A 26,622-nucleotide genomic window follows, 5' to 3' on the forward strand; every position below is an offset into this window, starting at 1 on the left:
ACAGAAATATGATTAATGAATCGCTACGCCACCTTGTTTATAGCCCCCTCACCCTAACCCTCTCCCCCGCTGCGCGGTGGAGAGGGGATCAGATATTTTATTAGCCTGACCGCTATGGGCGAAAGCGCCCGACCTACGCTTAAGATTTGTATCAATTATTTCATTGAAAGCGTGGAACCAGCTTTTTCTTCATCAGAGTCGCTGTCAGCAGCAAAATCAAAGCAAAGAAAACTCTCTGTAATATTGCCGCCTACAGGAGCAGTAATCGTGACTTCACTGCTCATTGACTGCAAAAGTTCATTCCTTTTTGTGAACATTTTTTCCATTTGCTCGGGGGAAGTTTTTTTGGAAACTCCAGAGATATTACCAACGGAAAACTGTACATTGCCAGCAACGGGCTCTGCTATTACCCGTTTATGTTTAACACGTGGCTGTTCTTGTGTTTCCTGTTCAGTTTTACTTTCTACAGTTGTACTTTCATTAAATTTTTTCTCTATTTTTAGATAACTCATCTTCTACCCCTTTAATTATTAACAAGACAATAGTTGCACTATAAGTGCCACCAAAACTGCCTAGTTTATCTGATTTTGTAAAAGCTGTAATCAAAAATTTAATTTTCAGATTATTTTTTGGTCAGCTAATTTAGTCAATTTTACACTTACTTTACTATTGATCACCTGCAAATTGTTTCACCAACTGAATTATTATTGGCCAATAATAATTATTCTATATGATTCATGATTAGCCACTATAAACTTATAAAAATTGGCCGTGCTCTTGGTTATACAACGCTTCATGAGAGCGGATTATGCCGCGGATTTACAGCAATGTGGGCGCAAGCAGTATGCTGCAACGATTTGCCGAGATTCTATAAGCGATTGGTTTATTTAAATGATATTTCAGACAATCCTGAGCAGCTGGTATGCCTGATTGACGAGCTGCGTAAAAAATCACGTGACATTGGATTTACCAATCTCTCCGAAATCGAGCAGCTATTTCTGGAGATGCCAGCCTTTTTTGAGGGGATTTCTCTTTATCAGGATCCAAGAGCATTTAAATCCATTTTTGAGAAATATTTATATCAGCTTGAGTGGGGAGAAATTACGCCATTTCTTCTTCCTGAAAGGCTAAGTGAGAATCAGGACAGTTTCATCCGCGCCCTGAATACATTGGAGCAATTCAATAACGACACACTGGAATCCTATCTTTATTTACTCAGTGAGGTGCTTGAGGGTAGAAGAGATGTTGCTATTATAATTGACACTGAAAACCACTCCCGCGGGATTCGCGTCGTTGGAAAAGACAAGTTTGAATGGGCTGATGTCAATCATATTGAATTCGCTGAATTTCCACTTAATAGCCAAGAACTTTCACGTCTCTTGAGTGCTAATAAAAAAGAATTCATTTTACATATTGACATTATTACCACAAATAACAAATCCCTTACACAAGAAACAATAGAAGCTATTAGACCTAAAGCTAAATTGAGTCACTTACTGGATAGTATCTATGGTAAAGGTTTTATTGCGTTCTGGGCGATTTACAACGGTGATCTTGAAACCATTAAGCGAATTGACTTTGAAAAAAACGATGTCAATCATACTAATCGGTCTCATACTCCCTTGCTTCAGGCTGCAATTGATAAAAATCAAAGAGAAATAATCAAATACCTGTTAACCATTCCCTCACTTGATGTCAATAAAAGAGTGTATGGCAGATCTGCTTTCTGCGAAATGCTGGGTGACTGGGCGGTTACAGAGCTGATTATCGAACACCCCGGTTTTAACCCTAATCATTATGTTACCCATAAGAATACCCCATTACATCATCTTGCCTTCTATTCCTATGCTCCAGAAAGCATAGCTATTGCAGAGCATATTCTTAAGAAAGGCGGCAACCCCAATTTAAAAAACCATGAGGGAGATACACCTTTAATGGTCGCTTGCAGGAATAACAATCAGCCCATGGCTGAATTGCTGCTGCGCTATGGAGCTAAGCCAAATATTCAATCCAATACTAAATCCACTGCATTACACTATGCAGTAGAAAATAAGAATAAAGGCATTACTGAATTATTGCTTCGAGCCGGAGCCAATTGTGACTTGAAAGACAATGAAGGGCAAACGCCGCTCATTATTGCCAATTTCACACGAGACAAAACACTCATTCCATTATTAATTCAGCAAAGTACATGGAGCAGCTCTGATATCAGATGGGGCAAAGGTGCTGTTCTGCTTCCCGCAATTAGTAACGCTCCATTGGAGTTTCAAAAAGATTTAATCTTAAAGGCGGTCCGTACTTATATTCAAGACCGTTTAAAGGAGCCCGATTACCCCAAACTATTTTCAAAATTTTCCAGGAAAGAAAAAGTAGAAGCGGCTTCAGCTTTATTCGCCAGAATGAACGGCAATAGAAGCATTCGCCTGGAGCAATATTTGGATGTACTATGTGATGGACGACTTTCTACTCTTATGGATTTATGTATAAATTATCAGAGACGAATAACTGCTACTTCACATTTAACAAAAAACAGGCCAAATAATGCTGCAGCTCAAGTGACAGAAAACTATCGACAACGATTAGGGCAAATTCAATCTCAAAAACCGCCAGATCCACCGAGTCATATAGACGCGAAGGTCGGCATGGGTCACCTACACCCACGCGGCCGGTGAAAAATAGAATACAAGCCGGGTAGAACCAGTAAGGTTAGAAAGGTTGATGAGATAATGCCGCCGATAACTACTGTCGCCAGTGGTCTTTGCACCTCAGAACCGGTTCCGGTCGCTAAAGCCATGGGCACAAACCCCAGAGAAGCGACCAGAGCGGTCATGAGAACGGGGCGAAGCCGCGCCAGGGATCCTTGCAGGATGGCTTCTTTTAAACTGAAGTGTTTTTGCTCGCGCAGTTTATTAATAAACGTAATCATAACCAAACCATTAAGCACCGCAACCCCGGATAAAGCGATAAATCCAACACCCGCTGAAATGGACAAGGGAATATTGCGCAGCCACAGGGCAAACACACCGCCGGTTAAAGCAAGAGGAATCCCGGTAAATACCAGTAAGGCATCGCTGATTCGGCCAAAACTCATAAATAGTAACAGAAAGATACCGAGCAAAGTGATTGGAACAACCAGCTCAAGCCGCCTTGAGGCGGATTGCAACTGTTCAAACTGACCTCCCCAGCTAATCCAGTATCCACTGGGTATTTTGACTTTTTCATCAATACGCAGTCTTGCTTCATTAACAAAGGAACTCAGATCCCTATTTCTGACATTGGCAGTTACCACGACGCGGCGCTTCCCACTCTCGCGGCTAATCTGGTTGGGTCCTTCGCTGCGTTTCATGGAAGCTACTTCACTTAAGGGAATAAAATGCCGCTCATTGTCTTTGGCAAGTGGTAAGGGGATGAATATTTGCCGCAATACATCGGGATCTGAACGTAAAGTCTCGGGTAGACGAACGACAATATCAAAGCGTTTATCGCCATCAAAAAACTCACCGCCTTTTTTTCCACCAGTCGCTATGACAATGGCATCCTGTACGCTTCCAATCTGCAACCCATACCGAGCGAGCGCATCGCGATTAATTTCTACGGTTAACAGCGGTAAACCGCTCACTTGCTCCACTTTGACATCTGCGGCACCGGGTACTTTTTTGAGTTCAGAACTGATTTGCTCACCAATTTTCAGCAAGGTTGGCATATCGTCGCCGAAAACTTTCACCGCGACATCACTACGAACCCCGGAGATTAACTCATTGAAACGCATTTGTATGGGCTGCGTAAATTCATAATTATTACCGGGAATTTTTTTCAAAGCGCTTTCCATTTCGCCTACCAGAACCTGTTTGGTCTTATTAGGCTCAGGCCATTCATTGCGAGGTTTTAACATAATAAAGGTATCAGCAACACTGGGCGGCATTGGATCAGTCGCTACCTCGGCAGTACCAAGCTTGGAAAATACTCTTTTGACTTCAGGAAACTGTTTGATGCGTTTTTCAACCAAATCCTGCATGGCAATAGCCTGGGTTAAACTGGTTCCAGGAATTCGCATGGCATGCATGGCAATATCGCCCTCATCAAGGCTCGGAATAAACTCTCCCCCCAGATGGTAAGCAATAATAATACTGATCAGTACCAGAATTGCCGCAGCGCCTATGACCAGTTTTCTCGCTTCAAAACAATAGCCAAGCGCTTTGGCATAGGCACCCGAAAGATGACGGACCAGCCAGTTTTCTTTTTCCTGAATTCGTCCGCGAAGAAATATGGCTACAGCAGCGGGAACAAAGGTTAAAGCAAACAGCATGGAGGCCATGAGCGCAATAATGACCGTTTCCGCCATCGGCAAAAACATTTTTCCTTCCACGCCGGTCAAGGTTAAAATAGGCAAATAGACAATGGTGATAATGAACACCCCAAAAATACTGGGTCTGATGACCTCAGTTGTGGCGGTGGCAATGACCTTAAGCCGCTCATCGAGAGTCAGAATGCGATTGAGCGCATGCTGTTCTTCACCCAGATGCTTCATGCAGTTTTCAACAATGATGACTGCGCCATCCACAATCAGTCCAAAGTCCAAAGCCCCAAGACTCATTAAATTGGCGCTGATTTGGTTACTGACCATTCCGGTGATGGTCAGTAACATCGACAAGGGAATAACTGTCGCGGTGATAAGCGCTGCTCGAATGTTGCCTAAAAATAAAAACAGAATGACGCAAACCAGCAATGCCCCTTCCAGAAGATTTTTCCTGACGGTGTCAATCGTCGCATTGACGAGCAGAGTACGATTATAGACCGTAACTGCTTCTACCCCTTCTGGCAGCGATTTGTTAATCTCAGCCATCTTCGCAGCAACTCGCTCGGAAACACTGCGGCTGTTTTCACCCATCAGCATAAACACAGTTCCCAGGACCACTTCCTTGCTGTTTTCAGTCGCAGCGCCGGTGCGTAACTCCTTCCCTAACCCGACTTCGGCCACATCACGAATACGCACAGGCGTGCCCTCGAAACTGGCAATTACAATATTTTCAATATCGGCAAGGCTTTGCACCTGTCCCGGCACGCGAATTAAATTCTGTTCGCCATTGGTTTCAATGTAGCCTGCACCGACATTGGCATTGTTGCGTTGCAGAGCCTCCACCACATCACTTAAACTCAGACGATAACGAACCAGCTTCATTGGATCCGGAGTGATATGAAACTGCTTTTCATAGCCTCCGACAGTATTTACTTCGGCAACTCCTTCCACATTACGCAGCTGTGGTTTGATGATCCAGTCCTGAATGGTACGAAGTGCGGTGGGATTATAAAGCTGGCTTTGCAACGTATTGGGTTTATTCGTCACCGTATACATGAAAATTTCGCCAAGGCCAGTGGAAATCGGACCCAGCGTGGTTTCTGCCTCGGGCGGTAATTTATCTTTAACTTCGCGCAGCCGCTCATTGATCAATTGACGCGCGAAATAAATATTGGTTCCCTCTTTAAAAACCACAGTAACCTGGGATAAGCCATAGCGGGATAAAGACCGGGTATAATCGAGATTAGGCAAGCCGCTCATTGCCAGCTCAACCGGAAACGTGATGCGCTGCTCAACTTCGTAGGGGGAATAGCCGGATGCCTGGGTATTAATCTGCACCTGAACATTGGTAATGTCAGGCACCGCATCAATAGTGAGGCGCTGAAAATTGTAAACTCCAAGAACCACGATGGTTAATGTGAATAACAACACAAACCAGCGGTGTTTCAGAGAACCCTGTATAATTCTTTCAAGCATTCCTGTCCTTTATTCAAAATGCCTAATGGTCATGGCTCGCCCCTTCCTTGCCAATTTCAGCTTTCAGAAAGTAGCTGTTCTGACTAACATAATGCTGACCCGCATCAAGGCCTGAAAGCACTTCGACCCATTGCTCATCCTTTTCTCCCAGCGTAATCGGGGTGGCTTCAAAATAATTTCCCTGTTGCACAAATACCACATCCTGCCCGTTCATCTGCTGGATAGCGGAAAGCGCCACCGCCACAGGCACTTTTTTTTCTTTAATAATAATTGCACCATTCACATACATGCCGGGTAACCAGGAGCGAGTTTCATTCGGCAGTATGGCGCGGGCAAGTGTGGTTTGGCTGTCCTCAATCCCCAGAGGTGAAATATAAGTCAGAGTGGTGACTGCACTGGCATTGCCGTCATCGCCGCTGACAATAACCTGCATTCCAGGCTTAACCAGCGGGGCATCCTTTCGGTACAAGGTAAAATCCGCCCAGACATTGGCGAGATTGGCAATTTCATAGATAGGCTTGGTATCCTGCGCCAGTTCACCATTGGTTGCATACTTTTGCACTACAGTTCCGGCAATAGGCGCCTTGATGGTGTACTCCTGCAAACTTTCATTGCTCTCAATAACAGCCAGTGTATCGTCTTTCTTCACCTCCTGACCCAGATTTTTAGTCAGGGACTTGATAATTCCGGAATAACGCGCATAAATGGGCGCGAGGGTATCTCGATTTGGAACTATTTTCCCATACACTTTTAAGCGTGTTTTTATCGTTTTTTCCTGGGCTGTAGAAAGCTTAATCTCGGCAGCTTTAAGCAGTTCGGGCATAATCTTTATACGCCCTTCATAGGTCGAATAATGCCAGCTGAACTGTTTATCCTGCCATTGCAGTTGAACTGCGACATCAAATGAATGAGGCTCTGAAATGATTTCCTGGCTTTGTAGAAAGTTGTCGATGGGTACAAAACGGATTTTCTCTTTCCTGCCGTTAAAACGAGTTAATTGCACACTAAGGACCGCTTGCTTTGGGGAAATCAACTTACCATTTTCATAAAGATAGGCGCGAAAATGAGGAGGCATCGCTCTTTCAAAAATCAAAAGCTCCACTGTGATGGCTCCCTGCTTCAGCAAATGTCCACCCTGCGGCCCTTTTTGTGGCGTATTCGCCCATAGCAATGAATTGAATGCAAAAAAAATAATCAGCAGGCTGATTTTAATTAATCTCATTGGCTTTCCTTAACCGGATTTAATCCCAACAGTCCAGTGAGTTGAATTAAGGCTTTATGGTATTCAGCATGGGCCTGCTGGTAATGGCGCTCTTCATCATACAGGCTATTGAGTGCAATGGATAATTCCGTATAGGAATACCGCCCCATCTGATAACCTTCCTGAGCCAGTTTGATCGATTTTCGCGCCAGAGGCAATAATGAGCGGGTGACGACATCAGCCTCGTATTGATTTTGCTCTGCCAGCAGAAAAGCGTTGTACACATTTTGACGAAGGTCCAGGCCCGTTCCCTTATACTGGTGAGCCGCCTGCGTGTATTGCGCTTCCGCTGCGACAATTTTTCCCTGATTACGATTATAAACCGGCGCTTCAGCAAAAACAGACATTACCGCCGCATTGCTGCCGTCATCAGAAAAATGACGTCCTCCTAACTGAACATTTAAATCAGGCCATACCGATTTTTTAGTCGCGGTAATCCCGGCGCGTTTGGCCTGTAACTGCAACCTCACCTGGATCATTTGCGGACTCTGGGGGATCTTTTTCTTTAAATCCGCCCAATTCAGGGTAATCCCGGGCAAGCCTTTGTCCACCAAAGTCTGATCTACTCTTAACTGCTCACCCAGCAAACGCGCCAGTTTGGCCCGCTGTATTAAAGTTTCCCTCCCGGCTTTTTTTTCCTGGATAATCGTTTCTCCTAAGCGAATCTGCGCTAAACGCAGATCAAGCTCCGCCCCTGCCCCTGCTTTTACCCGCCGTTCAATTGAATCGACAATATTCTGATTCAGACGAATCAGTTTTTTGGTTACCTGATGCCATTGATTGGCATAGAGCGCATCCACATAGGCCACACCGACAGCGGCATAGAGTACAGCCTGCTGAACTTTGATCTGCGCCAGTGAAGCCAGATAGTCCGCATAACTTGCCTGCTTGAGATAGCTCAGTCTGCCGCCCAAGGGAATAGGCTGGGTGATCGAAGCCGTGGTTTCCGCAGCTTCGTAACTGCTGTAACTGCCAGAACCGCCAAAATTTTCTGCAGTCAGGGTTAATTGTGGATTGGGATATAAACCGCTTTGAATAAAATAGCCTCGCATGGCATGGGCTTTATCAATTTCGACCTGTAACTCTGGATTATTGCGACAGGCAATCGCCAAAGCCTGCTTGAAGGTAAGGGTCGATGCAGCCAGTGTCTGGTTGAACAGAACAGCTATTGAAACGCCTAGCCCAAAAAGAAAACGCATCACTTCCCTTATTTATTCGCGGATTAACACCTATCCTTTTAATCTATCGCAATTCTGATGCGAATATCAAACCCGGGATTATCTGTTTGGCTTTAAATAGTGTCGTTTCCGCGTAGGCGGAAATCCATCTTGCAAACAAAGTTAGGAATTACCTTGAGAAATAGATTCCCGCCTTCGCGGGAACGACACGATAGTAGCTCTGTTTGAGCAATTGTTAAGTCATCCGCTGACTATATAAATAATGAGGGGATCCCTCGGATAAGCCGAGGGACCTAGATGCCAAGATTAATTCATAAAATCAACCGGTTGCGGAAAGCTGATGAAATTTTTTGTCAATTGCTTTTCCTTTTGCTGATTAGGATTTGCATTCTGACACCAGTCATTCGATTTAGGATGTTTCTGCCCTTTGCTATCGGTCACCAGACAGGATTGTTTATTGACAATGTCTGATTTATTGCTTGGGCATTGAGAAGGATCCATATCATCGGTGCAAGGCGCGAATTTGGTGTTGACTACGAAGGTGTAGACATTATCTTTCAAATCCGTAAAACGAACCTTGATTGGATAATCAGCGACTGTTCCTACTCTGAATCCGGCTATCTGACTGTTATCAGGCATAGTTACATCCTGCTTGTCTTTTTTACAGTCCAAATCATCAGGATCCTGATTCATCACGCAAACCCCGTATTTTTTAATTAAGGGCGTATTGATCTGATCCAGCATCGATTGCGGCACACCGATGGCGACTGAAAAACCATCCCGATAATTAAATTGCCGCTGATTTTCCAAACCATTACTTCCCCCTACCGCAAAGATCAAACCATCGCCAAGCTCACTCATAAAGCCCACAGCATCGTCGACTGAAAAACCATAGGCATCCATTGAGAGATAACTGTCATCATGAATCAGTTTGACATAGGGATTGAACATGAAAGCCGCTGTGGTTGTGGGTTTTTGATAGTTATATTGTAAATCATGAATGTACATGGATTGTATTTTTGCATGATCCCATCCCGAAATTTTGGTATCTGACAAAGGATTCGCAGCAGCACCACAGCCTTCATTGAAAGGTACCCAGCCATAAATATGTTTAATCGCTTCCCAGTAATTAAACTGTACAGGGTCTGACTTGGGCGTTAATGTGCATTTTCCAGCGGAATACATCTGCAGATACTGGGCATGGTTTTGTTTGAAAAATTTCTGTATCGTTTCCAGATCTTTTTTCAAATCATCAGGACAGCTCACAGTTTCGGTGACATATTTACTGACATCTTCGTCCCAGCCCACACATGATCCCCATAGATTCTGCATGTTCTGCACTGATTCACCAAAATGCAGTGACCTCTTTTCCTCATCAGTACATCCCCCCTGAATACATTTCATGACCGTTAGCACGGGAGGAAAACCCTCCTGAGGTTTAACCGGCACATTATCATCAGGCGGTAACGTTCCTGAACGCTGGGCAAAAATATTATATCCCCCAGGTAATTTCAATTCACTTAAGTTATAGACCGGCCAGCCTTTGCCAATCGCGCTTTGCAAAAAAGCCTGCAGGTGATCACGAAAGGTTTCGATAGACTGTATAGAACCGCTGTAACCGATGTAAGGATTGTTTTTAGGTCCAATGGCAATAGGCATGTACACATGATCGACATAGGAAATGTTATAGCCCACGTTTTCAGGCTTTAGTAAGCGAAGCGTCTGTTTGGGAGGGACAATTGAATCTCCAAAGGTATATTCTGATAACTGCGCATAGACATCTTCCGGAAACTGAACGTTACTGGAGTAAAGATATAAATTACATTGAACATTCTTTCCTTCACAGGTTACCTCTGAGGGAACCGTCATCGGGCTGTCCTGCTCCTCGTGTAAGCGATCATTTCTATCCGCCAAAACCACACGCCCGCCATTCCACCAGGTAATATAGCTTCCTTTGGATTCGCTGTATAAGGGAAGAGTAATCGTCACTGAGGAATCGGGTGGTATGCCACTGTTTTCATTGACATACAATTTATAAACATAATTGGTGGGATAAGGAGAGCTGCTGCGAAAACAGCCTTGAACCCATTCGTTCACTGCATTTTTGCTGGTTGCCAGTACAGGGTAGATAATTTTATCAGTATTATTATATATGGTAATCGTTTTTGGCTTCACCATCAGCGGTTTTCCATCATAATCCTTACATTCAATAATTCCATTTTCAGCCAGTGCTGCACCACTTCCAAATAACAGAGCAGCACCACTTGAAGCAACAAGCAACTTTTTTAACATGATTGGATCCTTTTGCAAGCTTTGTATAAATTTAGCACATAAAAAAGCATTGAAATCAATTTGCATAAGAAAGCGCAGGCTGTGAGCTATTCAATCATCTGAATAGAGCAGTGTATTTATCGCATTCAATACAGGCTATACACAGAGTTATCCACAGAATTTGTGAATAAATCAATGACGCGACGGCGAATATAAATAGACAAAAAGCCATATATATCAAGGAGCACGGAATTGTTTATTAAAAGCTGAGCGAATTGGTGAGTAAAACTAGAATAAAGTTATCCACAAATTAGATAAGCGGATATTTTTTAGCGGACGAGCATTTTAACCAATTTTTTTATGAAGCAACAGTCTTGACATAGAAAAATTATGATTTTTTTTATTTACCAAGCTGTGTCATGCCACGTCATCTCGAACGCTGTGAGAGATCTCCCGAGTCTTGGTTTGTGCCAGCATTCGGAGATCTCTCACTGCGTTCGAGATGACGGCGGCCTGTGAGTATCTTTATTCCCGCAGCAATGCCTTTTGGTGAAAATTTAACCGAAAGACTCTAGGAATTAAAAGCAGACTATGGAATAATTATTGTCCAAACTCAATAATTTTTGTCTATGGATATGAAAATAAAAGCATTTTCTTTAATGATATTTCTCTCACTTCCTTTTGCTTCATTTGCTGGCAGCTCAACCTGCCCTTTAGCAAGCGGGATCAATGTCAACACCAGCAAGCGCGTTTTAAATATTTGTGAACATGGCAGTGTTGTCAAAACCTTTAAAGTCGCGCTTGGTTTCAAAGGGGTAGGAAAAAAACGAGCCGGAGATAACAAAACGCCGGTGGGCTTATATGGCTTGGCTTATCCAAGAAAATCCAATAAATACGACGTATTTATCCCTATTCTTTATCCTACTTCAAGACAGCGGGCAGCCGGGTACTCCGGCCGTGACGTGGGTATTCATGGGCCTGCTCAATCAGCCAGCGCATTGGGTTGGTTTGGTAACTTACCTTTCTCAACGCGCGGATGCATTGCGGTTGGCAAAAATAACTATATCGAATATGTGGCGAAGTGGGTTAAAGCTAATCCTGGTGCGAAGGTATTGATTGTTTAGTGAAGAGCTGCCCGCTTGGGTAAAGCGGGCATTATCGCTTAGAACTGATCCTTTTCGGTACTACCATCCAACGCTGTGGTAGACGTCTGATTTTGCATAATGGTATTTTGTACCGCATCAAAATAACCGGTTCCGACAAAAGACTGGTGTTTAGTTGCTCTAAACCCATGTTCTTCCTGAGCTATTTCTCGCTGCTGCATTTGAGAGTAGGCATACATACCCTCTTTAGCATAGGCTCTGGCAATTTCAAACATGCCCAGGTTCAGGCTATGCCAGCCAGCAAGGGTAATAAACTGATATTTATAACCCATTTCGAAGAGCTGTTCACGGAATGTGCGTAAATCATGTTCACTTAAATTCGCTTTCCAGTTAAATGAGGGAGAGCAATTGTAGCAAAGTAACTTGCCAGGGTATTTTTCATGAATCGCCTGTGCAAACTCTCTGGCTTCGGCAATATTGGGTTTGGAGGTTTCACACCAGACCACATCAGCATAGGGTGCATAAGTTAAACCACGGCTTATGGCTTGTTCGATACCGCTTTTAACATAATAAAATCCCTCACTTGAACGCTTGCCCGTCAAAAACACCATATCACGCTCATCATGATCACTGGTCAATAAGGAGGCCGCATCGGCATCAGTCCGCGCAATAATAAGAGTCGGCACCCCTTTTACATCCGTGGCAAGTCTTGCGGCAATTAATTTATTAACCGCTTCGCTGCTGGGAATCAGCACCTTGCCGCCCATGTGGCCGCATTTTTTAGCCGAAGAGAGCTGATCCTCAAAATGAACGGCTGAGGCCCCTGCCCTGATCATATGTTTCATCAGCTCAAACGCATTCAGATTGCCGCCAAAGCCAGCCTCGGCATCGGCAATAATGGGGGCATACCAGTCGATAGAATGATCATCATTCAAACAATGGATTTCGTCGGTGCGTTTCAGGGCATTATTTATTGTCTCAACGAGACGGGGTACAGAATCCACAGGATACAAGCTTTGATCAGGGTACATTCTGCCGGAACTATTGTTATCCCCGGCTACTTGCCAGCCTGAACAGTAGATGACCTGGAGCCCCGCCTGCACGGCCTGCACGGCCTGATTACCTGTAAGACAGCCCAAACCAGTCACTGGTTTATTGCTATTCAATAAATCCCATAATTTATTCGCCCCATGTCGGGCAAGAGTATATTCAATCTGAAGAGATGGTCTTAGTTGTACGACATCTTTGGCGCTATAGGGACGTTTAATTCCTTTCCACCGAGAATTATTTTTCCAATCAGTTTCGAGTTCGATAATTTGATCATGCTTATTCATAAGTGGATTCCTTCTGTGCGGTCAAGATTTTATAGGCTGGCAGGGTTAGAAACTCGTCAAAATGAGGCTTGCACACCATTTCCGTAAACAATTTTGTCGCCGTTTCCAATGCATGTCTGGGCAAACCGGTTTGTTGCAAGCTGATAAATTCTTCATCAACCATGTTTAAAAACAAGTCTTTCTTAAAAACAGTATTATTATTGATCAAGGCGTTAAACTTCAGCCATTGCCATAACTGCGCACGGCAAATCTCCGCTGTCGCCGCATCTTCCATTAAATTATTAATTGGCACACAGCCATTACCAGTCAACCAGGCGGTGATATATTGGATCCCCACACTGATGTTATTTCTTATACCTTTTTCAGTAATATTGCCTTTGGGAATAGTGACCAGATCCTCTTGCTTTATGTCTGCTTTTTTTTGTGCAGTGGCAATCTGATTGGGCGTTTTCATATGTGCATTGAATGCTTCCAAAGCAATCGGGATTAAACCGGGATGCGCAACCCAGGTACCATCATGCCCGGCCAGCACTTCACGCTGCTTGTCCGCCAGCACTTTTTTCATCGCCTCTTCATTGGCCTTTTCATCATTGCGGATAGGAATTTGCGCAGCCATCCCACCCATTGCATGCACCCCGCGCTTGTGACAGGTAGCAATCAGCAAATCCACATAGGATTTAAGGAAATGCTGGGTCATGGTGACTTCCTGTCGATCAGGCAATACAAAATCAGGACGATTTCTGAATTTTTTGATAAAACTGAAAATATAATCCCAGCGTCCACAGTTTAAACCCGCTGAATGGTCTTTAAGCTCATAAATGATTTCATCCATCTCAAAAGCCGCACTAATGGTTTCAATTAATACCGTAGCGCGGATACTGCCTTGCGGAATACCCATATAATTCTGTGCAAAAACGAAGACTTGATTCCATAACCTGGCCTCAAGATGAGACTCCATTTTGGGCAAATAGAAATAGGGGCCGCTTCCTTTAGAAAGCAGTGTTTTGGCGTTGTGATAGAAAAACAGGCCAAAATCGAATAAGGAGGCAGAAATGGGTTGATTATTAACCAGAACATGGGCCTCATCCAAATGCCATCCACGGGGTCTGACCATGAGGGTCGCGGTTTTTTCCTTAAGTTGATACTGCTTACCCGAAACCGCATCCTTATAGTTGATTGTTCCATTGACCGCGTCGATTAGATTCAACTGCCCCTGAATGCAATTCTCCCAGGTCGGTGAATTGGAGTCCTCAAAATCAGCCATGAATACATTTGCACCGCTATTGAGTGCATTAATTATCATTTTACGATCGACAGGCCCTGTGATCTCCACACGTCTATCCAGTAAATCTTCAGGGATGTGAGCAGCAGTCCATGTACCTTCGAGTATTGATTTGGTTTCATCCAGAAAATTGGGAAGTACCCCTTGATCATAAGCGGCTTGCTTCTTATGCCGTATTTCCAATAAATTTTTTCTTTGCTGGCCAAATTCCGTTTCTAAAAGAAAAAGGAATTTTTTTACATCATTGCTTAAAAGCGTTTCATATTCTTGAGCATAGTCAGGAATTATTTTTATAGTTGTTATTTCCATGCCAGGTGCCTTAAAAAATAAAGTGTGTAAAACATATAAATTCCACAGCGTTTTTATAAAAAGCTAGTTTATGAGACATATAAAATCAAGCCTGTCATCAAATATTCCCTGCGCTTTGGGCTATATTTAATAGTGGTGCTCTTTAAACGATCACAGGCAACTGATTTTGTCAGGAAGCAGTTCCCTCTAAAGTAAATTTCCTTCATTATTTTGAAACATATTCCATAAGTTCATCTTGAAACAGATATTTTGTACTAAGATTTGACAATATGCGTTTCATAGAATAAGGGCGTTATGATGATAAACTTCGGAGCGGGTCCTGCCAAACTTCCACAGCCAGTTCTTCAGCAGATTCAAAATCACTTTTTTAATTGGCAAAACACCGGCGTATCCATTCTTGAACTGGGGCATCGTACGGTAGAATTTGCAGCCTTAGGCGAGAGGCTGGAAGCCCTGGTACGACGATTATTAAGGGTTCCTGCAGAGTATTCCATCCTGTTTTTACCAGGTGGGGCTCAAATTCAGTTTGCCATCGCCGCTATGAATTTGATTGGTTCCGCCAAAACGCTGAATTATGTCGAAACGGGTCACTGGTCGGCCACTGCAATCAAAGAAGCCAAAAAATATGCCGAGGTGAATATCGTTGCCTCCAGCAGAGAACAGCAGTTCTGTACCATTCCTGCACGTGAAACATGGGAGATTAATCCAGAAGGGGCTTATTTACATTTTACTGATAATGAAACTATCGGTGGTCTGGAGTTCGACGCAATTCCAGTTGTGGATGGCATGCCTTTGGTTAGCGATATGAGTTCCAATCTCTTTTCCCGGCCGCTGAATTTTACAGGGATGGGTGTGATATATGCCTGTGCTCAGAAAAATCTGGGTATCGCCGGGATGAGTGTGGTGATAGTCCGCAAGGATTTGCTCGATCGTGCCCACCCTGCCACACCGGATGTTTTCAATTATGCTGTGCAGCAAAAAAATAATTCAATGCTTTGCACCCCCACCACTTTCGCCTGGTATGTCGCCGTTCTGGTACTTGAATGGCTGGAAAAAGAAGGCGGCGTTGAGGAAATAGGGAAACGAAACCACGAGAAGGCCAGATTATTATACGACTACCTGGATAGCAGCGGTTTTTATGTAAATTTTATTGATCCACGCTACCGCTCCCGAATGAATGTCCCTTTTATTTTAAAAAATGCCGAGCTGGAAAAACCTTTTTTCAAAGCAGCAGAAGAACAGGGCTTGCTCTATCTTCAGGGGCATCGCAGTGTGGGAGGCGCACGGGCAAGTATTTATAACGCCATGACTTTAGAGGAAGTCAAAGAGCTTATTCAGTTTTTAAAACAATTTGCCAAAGATCATGCTTAAGCGAGGACGATTATCCATGCATCCAGCTCAGCCTATACAAAAAATTTTTTTTGATTGTGACGGCACATTGGCATTAATTGAGGGCATTAATGTTATCGCTGAACTCAACGGTGTGGGAAAAGAGGTCGGAGATATTACCCTGAAATGTATGTCCGAAACCGGTATGCTGCCCGAAGCTTACCGACAGCGTTTGCATCTGGTTAAACCAACTGCCGCACAAATACGCAATCTGGGCTCACTGTATATTGAGCATGTTACGCCTGGAGCCAGAGAAGTTATTGAATGCCTGAATTTTTTAAACAAAGAAGTTTATATCATTTCCGCAGGCATTAAAGCCGCCATCCAGCCCTTTGCTCATTTTCTGGGAATTCCCGCAGCCAATATTTTAGCGGTTGACGTATTTTTTGATGAGAATGAACAGTATAAGTGGTTTGATGAAGAATCTTACATGGTATATCCCGACGGCAAAAGCCGCCAGATTAATGCCGTTAATCGTCTCCGACCGGGTACCAGTGCGCTCATTGGTGATGGGGTCAGCGATCTCGAGGCTAAACAGGCGGTTAATCGCTTTATCGGCTATGGCGGATTCAGCATCAAGGAACGAGTCAGAGAGAATGCGGATTTCTTTCTCGCCTCTCCCAATTTAATGCCGCTACTTCTTCTCTGCTTAACCGTGCAGGAACATCAGCAAATTAAGTATTTCAATGAAACCTACTACCAGGAAAGCCTCTGCCAGCAAGCGCTAGGAGAGATTTCGATTAAGGAGTTTTGATATGTATAGCATTCAAATTATCGATAACATCTCCCCCAAGGGTCTGGAACTGTTTAATCAGGAAACCTATGAATTAGGGAAGGATTTTAACAATCCGGATGCGATGCTGGTACGTTCAAGCAAATTGCATGATTATCAATTTTCCGAACAGCTAAAAGCGGTCGGGCGGGCTGGAATAGGCACGGATAATATTCCTGTAGACAAGCTCACCAGACTTGGGATCCCGGTATTTTTTGCTCCTGGTGCCAATTCAAACGCAGTCAAGGAGCTGGTACTTGCCGCCCTCTTAATCAGCTATCGAAATCTCGAGCAAAGCCACTCCTTTTTAAGCAGCCTGGCAAATGATCGGCAAAGCGATATGCACCAGGAAATTGAATCGCGCAAAAAGCAGTTTGTTGGGCGGGAAATCTATGGAAAAGCACTGGGCGTAGTCGGTTTAGGCAATATCGGTGTCAAAGTAGCTAATGCGGCACTTGCTTTAGGGATGAAAGTCATTGCCTACGATCCCTTTATCACCGTGAATAATGCACTTGCTTTAATGCCGGGTGTCGCTATCGTCAGAAGTTTGCCCGAATTGCTGGGCGCTGCCGATATTGTGACTTTACATGTCCCTTTGATGAGTAATACGACTTATTTAATCAATGAAAGCAATATTCATTTATTTAAGAAAAGCGCAATGCTGATGAACTTTTCCCGCGAAAAAGTGGTTTGCGAACAGGCGATTCTCAAACAATTGAATAATGATTTATTAATGAGTTATGTCACTGATTTTCCTACGGTAGAGCTGGCAAATCACCCGCGGGTTCTTTGCTTCCCGCATCTGGGAGCAAGCACCGTGGAGGCAGAAGAAAACTCTGCCAGCATGGTGGTTCAAAGTGTTAAACATTATCTTGAACAGGGTATTATTGAAAATGCGGTTAATTTTCCTCCCACCGTTATGCCTTCACTGGGACAAGCCGGGATTAAACGCATCTTAATTATCAATCGAAATATCAAAGGGATTATTGCCGAAGTCACCAATGTATTGTCAACCGATGGCTATAACATCGAACAGATGGTCAATACGTCCATGGGGGAGACCGCGGTTAATCTCATCGATGTGTCCTGTCAAAATGGCATGGACGGCCATCTTCATAATAAAATTCAGAAGATTGAGGATGTGATTAAAGTCCGAGTGATGTGATTATTCATGTCATTTTCTCGCGGCTTTGTTGCAACTGAAAACAAATAACCCAAACCGCCGTCTTTGCGAACGAAGTGAAGCAATCCAGACCAAACCTCAAACAAAGTTAGGAGGCGGATTGCTTCGCTGACGCTCGCAAAGACTTTTTTGTGCACCTATATGTATGCAACAACGCCTTCCAGCTTAATGTATGCAACAACGCCTTCCAGCTTAGAAATGACAGTCTTTATGCAATAATTCAAACCCTGACAAACAGATTAATTATTGCACATCGTGAACAAATTATGGTACTATAGTCACAGTTCATTTATCAGTGAGAAGTTATGAAAGCTGAATTACTTCAAATAGTCAAAAAATACAATTTTGTTCACTTTGATTTAATGGGAAACCTGTCGATTATCGTTCCAGTAACCGGTTCGGCTCAAATTTCAGAAAACTTCACAGGAGACAACGACAATCCAGTTGCACTCCACCTGTTTGGTGATAATACCTGCCAATCGGATTTAGAACGCCAGACCTTTTTTCAAGGTCCAATCGATTCAGAAACAAACACTCGCAAGAAGGAACTCTCCTTTGAAAAGCAGTGTGAAAAACTGATTGAGGAATTACAGCCACTCAAGGTAAAGGTACAAACCGAGATCAACGCATACCAGACTCTAAGCTCAATTCTTGAACAGACCCTGGGTCAATCCCAAATTAAGTCGATGGTAGAGTCGAAAAAAAATGAGCTTTCCTACCTTACAATCATAGAAGCCACCCTGAATGAAGCGAAAGAGAAAGCACTGAAATTCCAAGCCTCTAATCCAGGCATCGAAAACATACGAAGAGATCTGCTGCTCGGACAAAAGCATTTTGCATCCAAGGGCGAATTCGTTGTTAAGCAAAATCCCGACACCGTAAGATATTTTGACCTCCCTAATATCATGGCCCTGTCGAACCCAACCGCCAGCCCCCTGGAGAAGATTTTAGCCTCTAATGCCATTTCAGATCGTCTCGGTATTATCCCCTTTACCAAGGGTGACCCTGTGCAAGCGCTGGTTTCAGAGGCTGTTCGCCTTTATACCGCTCCCCATAATCCCCCGGAAATTACCCATAATCTCTCAGAAATTACTAGCAATACCCAAGCTTTCTTTCAAGGCATCTACTTACTAATCCTTGAAAGACATCCTGAGGTAATAGGCGAGGCAATTGACTTTGCAACTTTGACAGAAACTTTTAAATTAGGGTACCCGGAGGAGGACTATCCGGCTGACAAATGGGACCTTGAGGGTATCGACTCGCCGACGTATGCTCTATTAAAGGATTTTATTAAAATCGGAGAGCAGCCGGTTACTAATTTTTTACAAATTTTTCAGCGTTGTTTTGAACAATATATCAAGGAAGAACCTGGATATGAAACACGCATGAGAAAAACCTCAAGTTATCAATTATTCATTTTGCAAACTTTTCTCTATTTGTGCACCGTTCAATTGCATTTGAAGGATACAGAACAGGCAAGACAGTTCCTCAATTTCATACGCTCTCAAAACAATCTGAACACCTTGGTTGAGGCCTTATGTGAAGGTAAAACCTCAGCCGAAATCCCTGAGCTCCCCCTTTCACCCGCCGAATGGAACTCAGTGGTTGATGCGGCCTATAAGATTTCGCTCTATCATATTCATGCTGACCATTATGATGAATTGCGCACCGCCTGCATGCCGCAACAACCGGAAAACTCGCATTACTTCGTCATGGGTGGGCGCCTTTGCTGGAGTACAAGTCCCATAACTGAATCAGGTAATATCAATACTTTGCAGGGACAGAAAAAGGCTTCAGAAGAACATTTTGAGATTTTTTATAATAATCTCGAAACACTTCGTCTACAAGACTCAATACTCTCCGCAATTAATGATCTTTTAAAAAAACGTAGCGTTGAAGAGGCTTCAATATTTGAGTGCCTTGATCAGAATTGGGAAAATTTGACTCCTGATCAACGCTCAAGCCTTTTTCCAAAAATGATTGAAAAAGGCTTTTTGCAATGTGCCCAGTATATAATTATACATACCCCTCTTAACCTGGCGCACTTCCAGCTTTCACTAAATCAAAGACCTCGCAATATAGAAATTATTAATCAATTTCTAAATATTAATGATCCCTATATAGACTCGATGATCCTCAGACAACTTCAAACTGCGATAGATGCTAACGATACCGAGCTTTTAGTATTGCTAATACCAAAATTAGAAAAGCCAGAGGTAATCAAGCGTTTAGATGGCAATCTTTTAATCAAATCTGTTCAAAAAGGAAATTTAAACCTTGTCGAGTTTATTGTCTCCCATCGACCGGATTTGATTGAATTTCGGGGCACCCATGCTCACCCATCCCTTATCTTTGCTTGTATTTCCGGCAACACAGAGATTGTGAAATATTTATTGGATGCAGGAGCTAATATTCATGCGAAAACAAGCTTAGGAGCTACCCATCCATCTTATGCCACATTGAACGGAAGAGGCGCCAGAGAATGGACAGAAACTGTACTGAACACAGAATTACATGAATCCGCAGTAGCCATATTGGCATTATTCGATAATTATTACTCGCGCCTGGAAGAAAATTTCAGAACCAATCCCTCTTATAAAGACCGATTTACTAGTGATCATATCAGGCAGGCTGTTGAAAACAGGGATTTCCGATTAATTAATCTTATATTGGATAACCATCCAGACTTAAATGCGAGCCTGGATAATACGACTACCACCGCTATAAATGAGCTTCGCGACGAATTGGAAAGAGAGCGCCAGGAACAATTGGAGCGCGAACGCCAGGAGCAGTTGGAGCGCGAGCGCCAGGCAGAGCTTGAACGTCAACGTCTGGAGCAGGAGGAACGCGAGCGTCAGGAACGACTTGCTCGTGAACGCCAGGTACAGCTCGCACTTGAACGCCAGCAGCAGCTTGATCAGGAACGTCAGCAACAGCTTGACTGGGAACAACCAATTCTAAATGCGAGGGAGCAGCGTGCAGAAGAAAGACGACAAGCTGAGCTGCGGGAACAGCAGGAACGAGAGGCGAAAAGAAGAGAAGAACAAGCGAGAATAGACGAGGCCCAGAGAAGACAAGAGCAGGAAAGACAGCAGCAGCAAATGGTATTGCGAAGGAATATACAACAGCACATCGCTCCCTTTGATAGGTTAGTAGAAGATTTTGCGCGAGAGATTAGAAAAAACATGTCGAATGCAAACAAAGATATTAACTACAGTCGATGCGTTTTGAAGCTAGTCCGCGACTTAAGACAAGCGAAAGATGAGTTTCTCTATCACAGACTAGGGATCAGCATTGATTCATTTAATATCTTTGAAACAAAATGTAAAGAAGCGTTTGACAACTCAAAAACACTGTTGGCCGAACATCGCGGCTGGCATACCTATTCCCTTTTCTGGCGGCGAATTACAGGCGTTCTGGCAGCAATATCGGTAATCCCGGCATTGATTGTGAAAGCAAAATCACAAAACGGCTACTATGGAACCTTCTTCGCCAGTAAAGAGGATATTAAAACCAACTCGTTAATAGCGCTGGAAAAACTGAAGGATAATTTACCTATAACTGAGTTAAAACAATCAATACCGATACGAGTAAATTAGACAATTATAATCGCCCGGGTTAATCTTCTTTGCAGCTTGGGCGAAGAAACTCAAAAGGCTAAGCGTTAATGTGTATTCCCATCTCCTATCCCCACTCTGACACAATTAATCATATTGTTATCCAGCCAGATAATATCAGCTTGTATTTTAAGTCGTTTGACCAATTGCTTGTCATTATGGATCTGGCAGACAATATTCATAATGATGACACTCATCCTTTAACTTATGTTCTTGATCATGATTCCGAAAGCGATAAGATACACTACCATCAGGGAATTGATTCCAGCTATTCCGATGATGCCCATTACCATTTTGAACGAAAAGACAATAAGCCTTTAAGCTATCGCGATATCAAACTTTTCCTAAACACTCTCAAACAATTCGATTTAATTGAAATGAACGACATCAAACGGGCTAAATCAGAATATAAAACAAGCAGGGAGCAAGAAATAAGAGCCTCTTATCGTAACAGATACTTCACTCCTTTGGCCTCAGCCAATTTCCAAAAAAGTGAACAATTAAACAGAATGAGTAAATGGTAATATTTTAATTACCCTCCTGGAATCATTCACTTTGACAGTCATCCGTTATTTATTTTATAAACCTCGCCGAAGGCATAATCTGCAAAATCCAGTTGCGAACCCCGCTTACTCTGTCTGATACAAGTAAAATACGGAGTAGACTTTAAAATAAATTTACATTTAAATACAATGTGCTTTTTAACTTAATCGCAATTGACCAGCCGCCTCACAGGAGTGATTAAACAATATGCTGTACACCAGAAAGAATTTGTTTAACACTTCCCTGTCGTTATTGCTTCTGCTTATATCATTAGTAATGCCAGGCTGCGTCAACTATTCAGGGATCCGTAATAAACAGACACTTGCCAGTCCTGCCGCATTTCAAACAAAAAAATCACTGCCTGAAAAAAATGGCCAATGGCCTGATTTATGTTGGGCCAGGCAGTTTGGCGACCCCCAACTGCCGCTACTAATTGCTGAAGCCTTAAGAGATAACCCTCAGATTCAGGCGGCAGGCGCTCGGGTGGATAAGGCACGTGCTTTGGCTGCAGGGCAAAACTCAAGCCTGTTACCACATGTGGACTTTCTGGGAGTACCTGCCCTTGAACGATTCAGCGCCAACAGCTATTTTCCGCCCCCATTTGGCGGCAGATGGTTTAGTCAGGGGCAGGTGCAATTCAACTTCTCTTATGATTTGGATTTCTGGGGCAAAAATCTATCGCTGCTCTCGCAAGCCTTATCTCAGGAAAAAGCCAGCGAGGCTGCCCTGCAAGCCTCTCGTCTGATGATCGCTACGTCGGTGGCAACCACTTATAATGAGCTCGCCTATGAATTTGCATTGAGAGATGTGCTGCTTCGAACCGTACAACAACGAAAATCCTTAACTGCAGTCACCCGCAGGCGAGTGGATAATGGTCTTGATACCGATACGCAGCTCTTTCAGGCACAAACCCAGGAAGCAACAGCCAGAACGCTGCTGGTGAATGTTGAAGGCCAGTTACTGATTACAAGACAGCAATTGGGCATTCTGCTTGGAGCAGGCCCGGATCGCGGTTTAAGTATTACCCGTCCTCAATTAAAAGCCACAATTGCTCCGAGACTTCCCAACAATTTACCGCTGGGACTCCTTGGCAGGCGGCCAGATATTGTAGCAGCCCGCTGGCAGGCAGAGGCTGCCCTATACGGGGTAAAACATGTCAAAGCCAAATTTTATCCGGATGTTAATTTGCTTGCCAATTATGGCTATCTGTCTTTGGGATTGGACAAGTTATTCAGTAACGCCAGCAAAACGGTCCTGGTGCAAGCCGCAATCAGCCTGCCTGTTTTTGATGCAGGCGCTTTACGCGCTGAGCTGCGCGAACAATATGCCAGTCTCGATGAATCAATCGCTAATTACAACGATACCTTAAATCAGGCCTTTGGCGATGTCGCCAAACAATTGGCTTCCATCAACTATATTGAGAAACAACTCCAGGAACAACAGCTTGCATTAATTTCTGCAGAAAAAGCCTATACTCTTTCCCGCAAACAGTATAGCGTAGGTTTAACCTCGCAACTGGTTGTTTTAGATACGGAAACCCGTTATCTGCAAGAACAACAGCAGCGATTGCAATTGGCTCGTACACGCCGCGATTTGCAAATTGCCCTGATCAAAGCCCTCGGGGGAGGATTCTATGGATGTTATTTAAGCACTCCAAGAACCACTGCTACCCCTCACTGTCATTTAAATAAGGTGTTACATGGATAAGAACGACAATCCGTTATCTGATATTGATCCGGTGCCTCCTTCAAAAACCAGGCAGAAACGCTTGCTCATTTCGCTGACAAGCCTGTTTGTCCTGCTTGCAGTCGCCTACCTGATTTATTGGTGGGTCGATTTACGCTTTTTTGTTTACACCGATAATGCCTACGTCAGTGGTAACATCATTCCCGTCACTTCACAGATCGCGGGTAACGTCATGGACGTGAATGTTGATAACACTGAACTCGTGAAAGTCAATCAGCCCATCATTGTACTTGACCCCACCGACACCTGGCTTGCTTTGCAGGCAGCCAAGGCCAATCTGGCCCTGACTCTTCGCCAGACACAACAGATTTATATTAGCGACAATGGCCTGCAGGCGATCGTTAAATCCCGGCAATCCGATTTGCAGAAAGCAGAAAAGGATTTGAAGCGGCGCGAAGCGGTGATATCGCTTGGCGGCGTTTCAAAAGAAGATTTAAATCATGCACGAGAAGATTATATTGCCGCCCAGGCCGCACTAACAACGGCCCAGGCCAATTGGGAAGCTAACAGAAGCCTCACTGAAAATACCACATTAATAAAACACCCCCAGGTTCTGCAGGCGATAGCAACATTAAGAAAAGCCTATCTTGACTACCTGCGAACCAGTATTCGCGCTTCTGCAGGCGGTATTATTTCTAAACGCTCCGTACAGGTTGGAGAGCGTATTTCCCCCGGGCAGGTGCTCATGGCAATAGTACCTCTTGAGGATATCTGGGTTGATGCCAATTTTAAGGAAAAACAGCTTCGTGATGTGCGCATTGGACAACCGGCAACCGTTACAGCAGATATTTACGGCTCCTCTGTCGTTTATCATGGACGCGTGGTTGGATTTTCACCAGGAACCGGAAGCGCTTTTGCTCTTTTGCCTGCACAAAATGCCACGGGAAACTGGATTAAGGTGGTCCAGCGCTTGCCAGTACGTATAGTTCTTAACCCGGATGAAGTCAGAAACCATCCTTTAATGATCGGCTTGTCAATGGAAGTGACTGTTGATACTCATAAGCAAAAGAGGCAACCCATGGAAGTCTATAAAGCCAGTTATAGAACCCCAATCTTCGATAATATGGAAAAACGGGCTGAGCGATTAATCAAGCGTATTATTCAGGAAAACATCGTTCAACCAAACCAAACTGAGCCTGTAAATCACTTAAGTCAATCCAATGAATAATCCATCAGGAATGAAGTGCTTGTCAGGCGGTCGTCTGGTTTTGGCAACTATTGCCGTGGCTTTAGCTACTTTTATGATTGTTCTTGACTCCTCGATTGCCAATGTGGCTATTCCAACTATAGCGGGTGATCTCGGCGTTTCTGTGGATGAAGGCACCTGGGTCATCACCCTGTTTGCGGCCGCCAATGCGATTTCCATTCCGCTCACCGGCTGGCTAACCCAGCGCTTTGGTCAGATTCGCTTGTTCGTGGTTGCCATTTTGCTATTCGTATTCGCCTCCTTTTTATGCGGATTTGCTGAAACCCTGCCTATGCTGTTAGCCGCTCGCGTACTGCAAGGATTGGTGGCGGGACCGCTCATTCCTTTGTCGCAGGCTATTTTGCTCAGCTCCTATCCGAAAGAAAAAAGCTCATTTGCCTTAGCACTTTGGGGCATGACCGCGACGGTTGGCCCTATTGCCGGCCCCAGTTTAGGCGGCTGGATTACAGACAGCTACAGCTGGTCATGGATTTTTAATATTAATGTTCCGATTGGCTTGTTTGCTGCAGGTGTTACCTGGCTTATTTATCGCAAGCGTGAAACGCCGACCACAAAGAGTCCTATTGACAAAACAGGGCTGATTTTATTGATTATATGGGTAGGCGCCTTGCAAATTATGCTGGATAAAGGAAAGGATCTCGATTGGTTTAACTCGCCTGTTATCTTAAGTCTGGGGTTAATTGCTTTCATTTCATTCTGTTATTTTCTGGTCTGGGAGCTAACTATTCCCAATCCGGTCATTGATTTACGTTTATTCACGCTGCGAAATTTTAGCAATGGCACTATCGCCATCAGTGTCGCTTATGGAGTATTTTTCGGAAACCTGGTTTTACTGCCGCAGTGGATGCAGCAAGACCTGGGCTACCCTTCATTGAATTCGGGTCTGGTAATGGCTCCACTGGGTGTATTCGCAGTGATTTTAGCTCCCCTGATAGGTAAGTTTCTCCCCAAAATCGATCCGCGCAGAGTAGTAACGATGTCCTTTATTCTGTTTAGCTTCGTTTTTTTTCTGCGCTCTTTCTATACCACGGATGTAGATACCTGGGCATTGGTTATCCCTACTCTGCTGCAGGGAATTCCAATGGCGATGTTTTTTATTCCATTGACGGTCATTATTCTTTCCGGATTGCCGCAGGAACGAATTCCGGCAGCGGCTGGAGTATCCAATTTTGTGCGGATTTTTTTCGGCGCAATCGGTACATCAATCGCAACCACGGTTTGGAACAACAGATCTATCCTGCACCATTCTCAGCTCAATGAGCATGCCACGGCCTATACCCCTAACTTCATTGAATTTTTATCTCAGGTGAAAACTATTTTGCCTATTGATGAAGAACAACGCTACGCCCTTTTTAATCGAATCCTTTCCACACAGGCCGATATGCTGGGTCTGAATGATGTGTTCTGGATTTCTTCCATCATTTTCCTGTGTTTGATTCCATTAGTCTGGTTAACCCGGCCTGTTGGTGGAGGTGCCTCTGCTTCAGCAGCAGCGGGTGCGCATTAGCGTCAGCTGAGATTTAAATTAAAAGCCCTCTCCCCAACCCTCTCCCAGAGGGAGAGGGGGCAATTAGGTACATTATTAACCCCCTCTCCCGCGCCAGGAACTTTGATAGTATGATGACGCCTTCCGGGAGAGGGTTGGGGAGAGGGA

At 44.0% G+C, this 26,622-nt stretch carries 17 protein-coding genes; 10 read left to right on the forward strand and 7 right to left on the reverse strand.

The features are described from left to right. Window positions 1-155 precede the first annotated feature (155 nt). Window positions 156-512: a hypothetical protein gene (locus B1207_RS06480; RefSeq protein WP_112219182.1), complete on the reverse strand. Its 357-nt coding sequence runs from the start codon at window positions 510-512 to the stop codon at window positions 156-158. A gap of 225 nt (window positions 513-737) precedes the next feature. Here B1207_RS06480 and B1207_RS06485 point away from each other — a divergent pair, with 225 nt between their 5' ends. Continuing rightward, entirely contained in the window at window positions 738-2,672 is a 1,935-nt protein-coding gene (locus B1207_RS06485; RefSeq protein ID WP_112219183.1) for an ankyrin repeat domain-containing protein, read from the forward strand. Here B1207_RS06485 and B1207_RS06490 read toward each other — a convergent pair. The 4 genes from B1207_RS06490 to B1207_RS06505 all read right to left on the reverse strand — a co-directional run bounded on the left by B1207_RS06490 (window position 2,648) and on the right by B1207_RS06505 (window position 10,504). Beyond that, window positions 2,648-5,773: a CusA/CzcA family heavy metal efflux RND transporter gene (locus B1207_RS06490; RefSeq protein WP_112219184.1), complete on the reverse strand. Its 3,126-nt coding sequence runs from the start codon at window positions 5,771-5,773 to the stop codon at window positions 2,648-2,650. The genes B1207_RS06485 and B1207_RS06490 overlap by 25 nt on opposite strands. A gap of 22 nt (window positions 5,774-5,795) precedes the next feature. Beyond that, the gene (locus tag B1207_RS06495; RefSeq protein WP_112219185.1) at window positions 5,796-6,995 is read right to left on the reverse strand and encodes an efflux RND transporter periplasmic adaptor subunit; all 1,200 of its coding nucleotides are present in this window, start codon (window positions 6,993-6,995) and stop codon (window positions 5,796-5,798) included. Next, window positions 6,992-8,233, reverse strand: a complete 1,242-nt coding sequence (locus B1207_RS06500) for a TolC family protein (RefSeq protein ID WP_112219186.1) — start codon at window positions 8,231-8,233, stop codon at window positions 6,992-6,994. The genes B1207_RS06495 and B1207_RS06500 overlap by 4 nt, the downstream gene beginning before the upstream one ends. A gap of 285 nt (window positions 8,234-8,518) precedes the next feature. Next, entirely contained in the window at window positions 8,519-10,504 is a 1,986-nt protein-coding gene (locus B1207_RS06505) for a hypothetical protein (RefSeq protein WP_112219187.1), read from the reverse strand. 614 nt (window positions 10,505-11,118) lie between these two features. On the opposite strand from B1207_RS06505, the gene B1207_RS06510 reads away from it, so the two are divergent. Beyond that, window positions 11,119-11,607: a L,D-transpeptidase family protein gene (locus tag B1207_RS06510; RefSeq protein ID WP_112219277.1), complete on the forward strand. Its 489-nt coding sequence runs from the start codon at window positions 11,119-11,121 to the stop codon at window positions 11,605-11,607. Between the two features lie 38 nt (window positions 11,608-11,645). Here B1207_RS06510 and aceA read toward each other — a convergent pair whose 3' ends face one another. Together aceA and aceB are read right to left on the reverse strand one after the other, a co-directional pair. After that, window positions 11,646-12,920, reverse strand: coding sequence for an isocitrate lyase (aceA, locus tag B1207_RS06515; RefSeq protein ID WP_112219188.1), 1,275 nt, complete (start codon window positions 12,918-12,920; stop codon window positions 11,646-11,648). After that, window positions 12,913-14,511 carry a malate synthase A gene (aceB, locus tag B1207_RS06520; RefSeq protein WP_112219189.1) on the reverse strand — a complete coding sequence of 533 codons (1,599 nt, stop codon included), beginning with the start codon at window positions 14,509-14,511 and terminating at the stop codon, window positions 12,913-12,915. The genes aceA and aceB overlap by 8 nt, the downstream gene beginning before the upstream one ends. Window positions 14,512-14,805: 294 nt before the next feature. Here aceB and serC point away from each other — a divergent pair, with 294 nt between their 5' ends. From serC to B1207_RS06560, 8 genes are all read left to right on the forward strand, one after another. Then, window positions 14,806-15,882, forward strand: a complete 1,077-nt coding sequence (serC, locus tag B1207_RS06525) for a 3-phosphoserine/phosphohydroxythreonine transaminase (RefSeq protein WP_112219190.1) — start codon at window positions 14,806-14,808, stop codon at window positions 15,880-15,882. A 16-nt stretch (window positions 15,883-15,898) separates the two neighbouring features. Then, the gene (locus tag B1207_RS06530) at window positions 15,899-16,654 is read left to right on the forward strand and encodes an HAD-IB family phosphatase (RefSeq protein ID WP_172458167.1); all 756 of its coding nucleotides are present in this window, start codon (window positions 15,899-15,901) and stop codon (window positions 16,652-16,654) included. 1 nt (window position 16,655) lies between these two features. Next, entirely contained in the window at window positions 16,656-17,837 is a 1,182-nt protein-coding gene (locus tag B1207_RS06535) for a 3-phosphoglycerate dehydrogenase family protein (RefSeq protein WP_112219192.1), read from the forward strand. A gap of 323 nt (window positions 17,838-18,160) precedes the next feature. Further along, on the forward strand, window positions 18,161-21,454 hold the full coding sequence (locus B1207_RS06540; protein ID WP_112219193.1) for an ankyrin repeat domain-containing protein: 3,294 nt from the start codon (window positions 18,161-18,163) through the stop codon (window positions 21,452-21,454). Between the two features lie 68 nt (window positions 21,455-21,522). Continuing rightward, window positions 21,523-21,996 (forward strand): hypothetical protein, encoded by a 474-nt coding sequence (locus tag B1207_RS06545; RefSeq protein WP_112219194.1) that lies wholly within the window; start codon window positions 21,523-21,525, stop codon window positions 21,994-21,996. A 226-nt stretch (window positions 21,997-22,222) separates the two neighbouring features. Beyond that, window positions 22,223-23,722 carry an efflux transporter outer membrane subunit gene (locus B1207_RS06550; RefSeq protein ID WP_112219195.1) on the forward strand — a complete coding sequence of 500 codons (1,500 nt, stop codon included), beginning with the start codon at window positions 22,223-22,225 and terminating at the stop codon, window positions 23,720-23,722. Beyond that, a complete protein-coding gene (locus B1207_RS06555; RefSeq protein WP_112219196.1) occupies window positions 23,715-24,929 on the forward strand; it encodes an HlyD family secretion protein in 1,215 nt (404 codons plus the stop codon). The genes B1207_RS06550 and B1207_RS06555 overlap by 8 nt, the downstream gene beginning before the upstream one ends. Further along, entirely contained in the window at window positions 24,922-26,475 is a 1,554-nt protein-coding gene (locus B1207_RS06560) for a DHA2 family efflux MFS transporter permease subunit (protein WP_112219197.1), read from the forward strand. Before B1207_RS06555 ends, B1207_RS06560 begins: the two co-directional genes overlap by 8 nt. The last annotated feature ends 147 nt before the right edge of the window (window positions 26,476-26,622 follow it).

The organism is Legionella quinlivanii (assembly GCF_003265995.1).
In the GTDB taxonomy this organism is placed as follows: domain Bacteria; phylum Pseudomonadota; class Gammaproteobacteria; order Legionellales; family Legionellaceae; genus Legionella_C; species Legionella_C quinlivanii_A.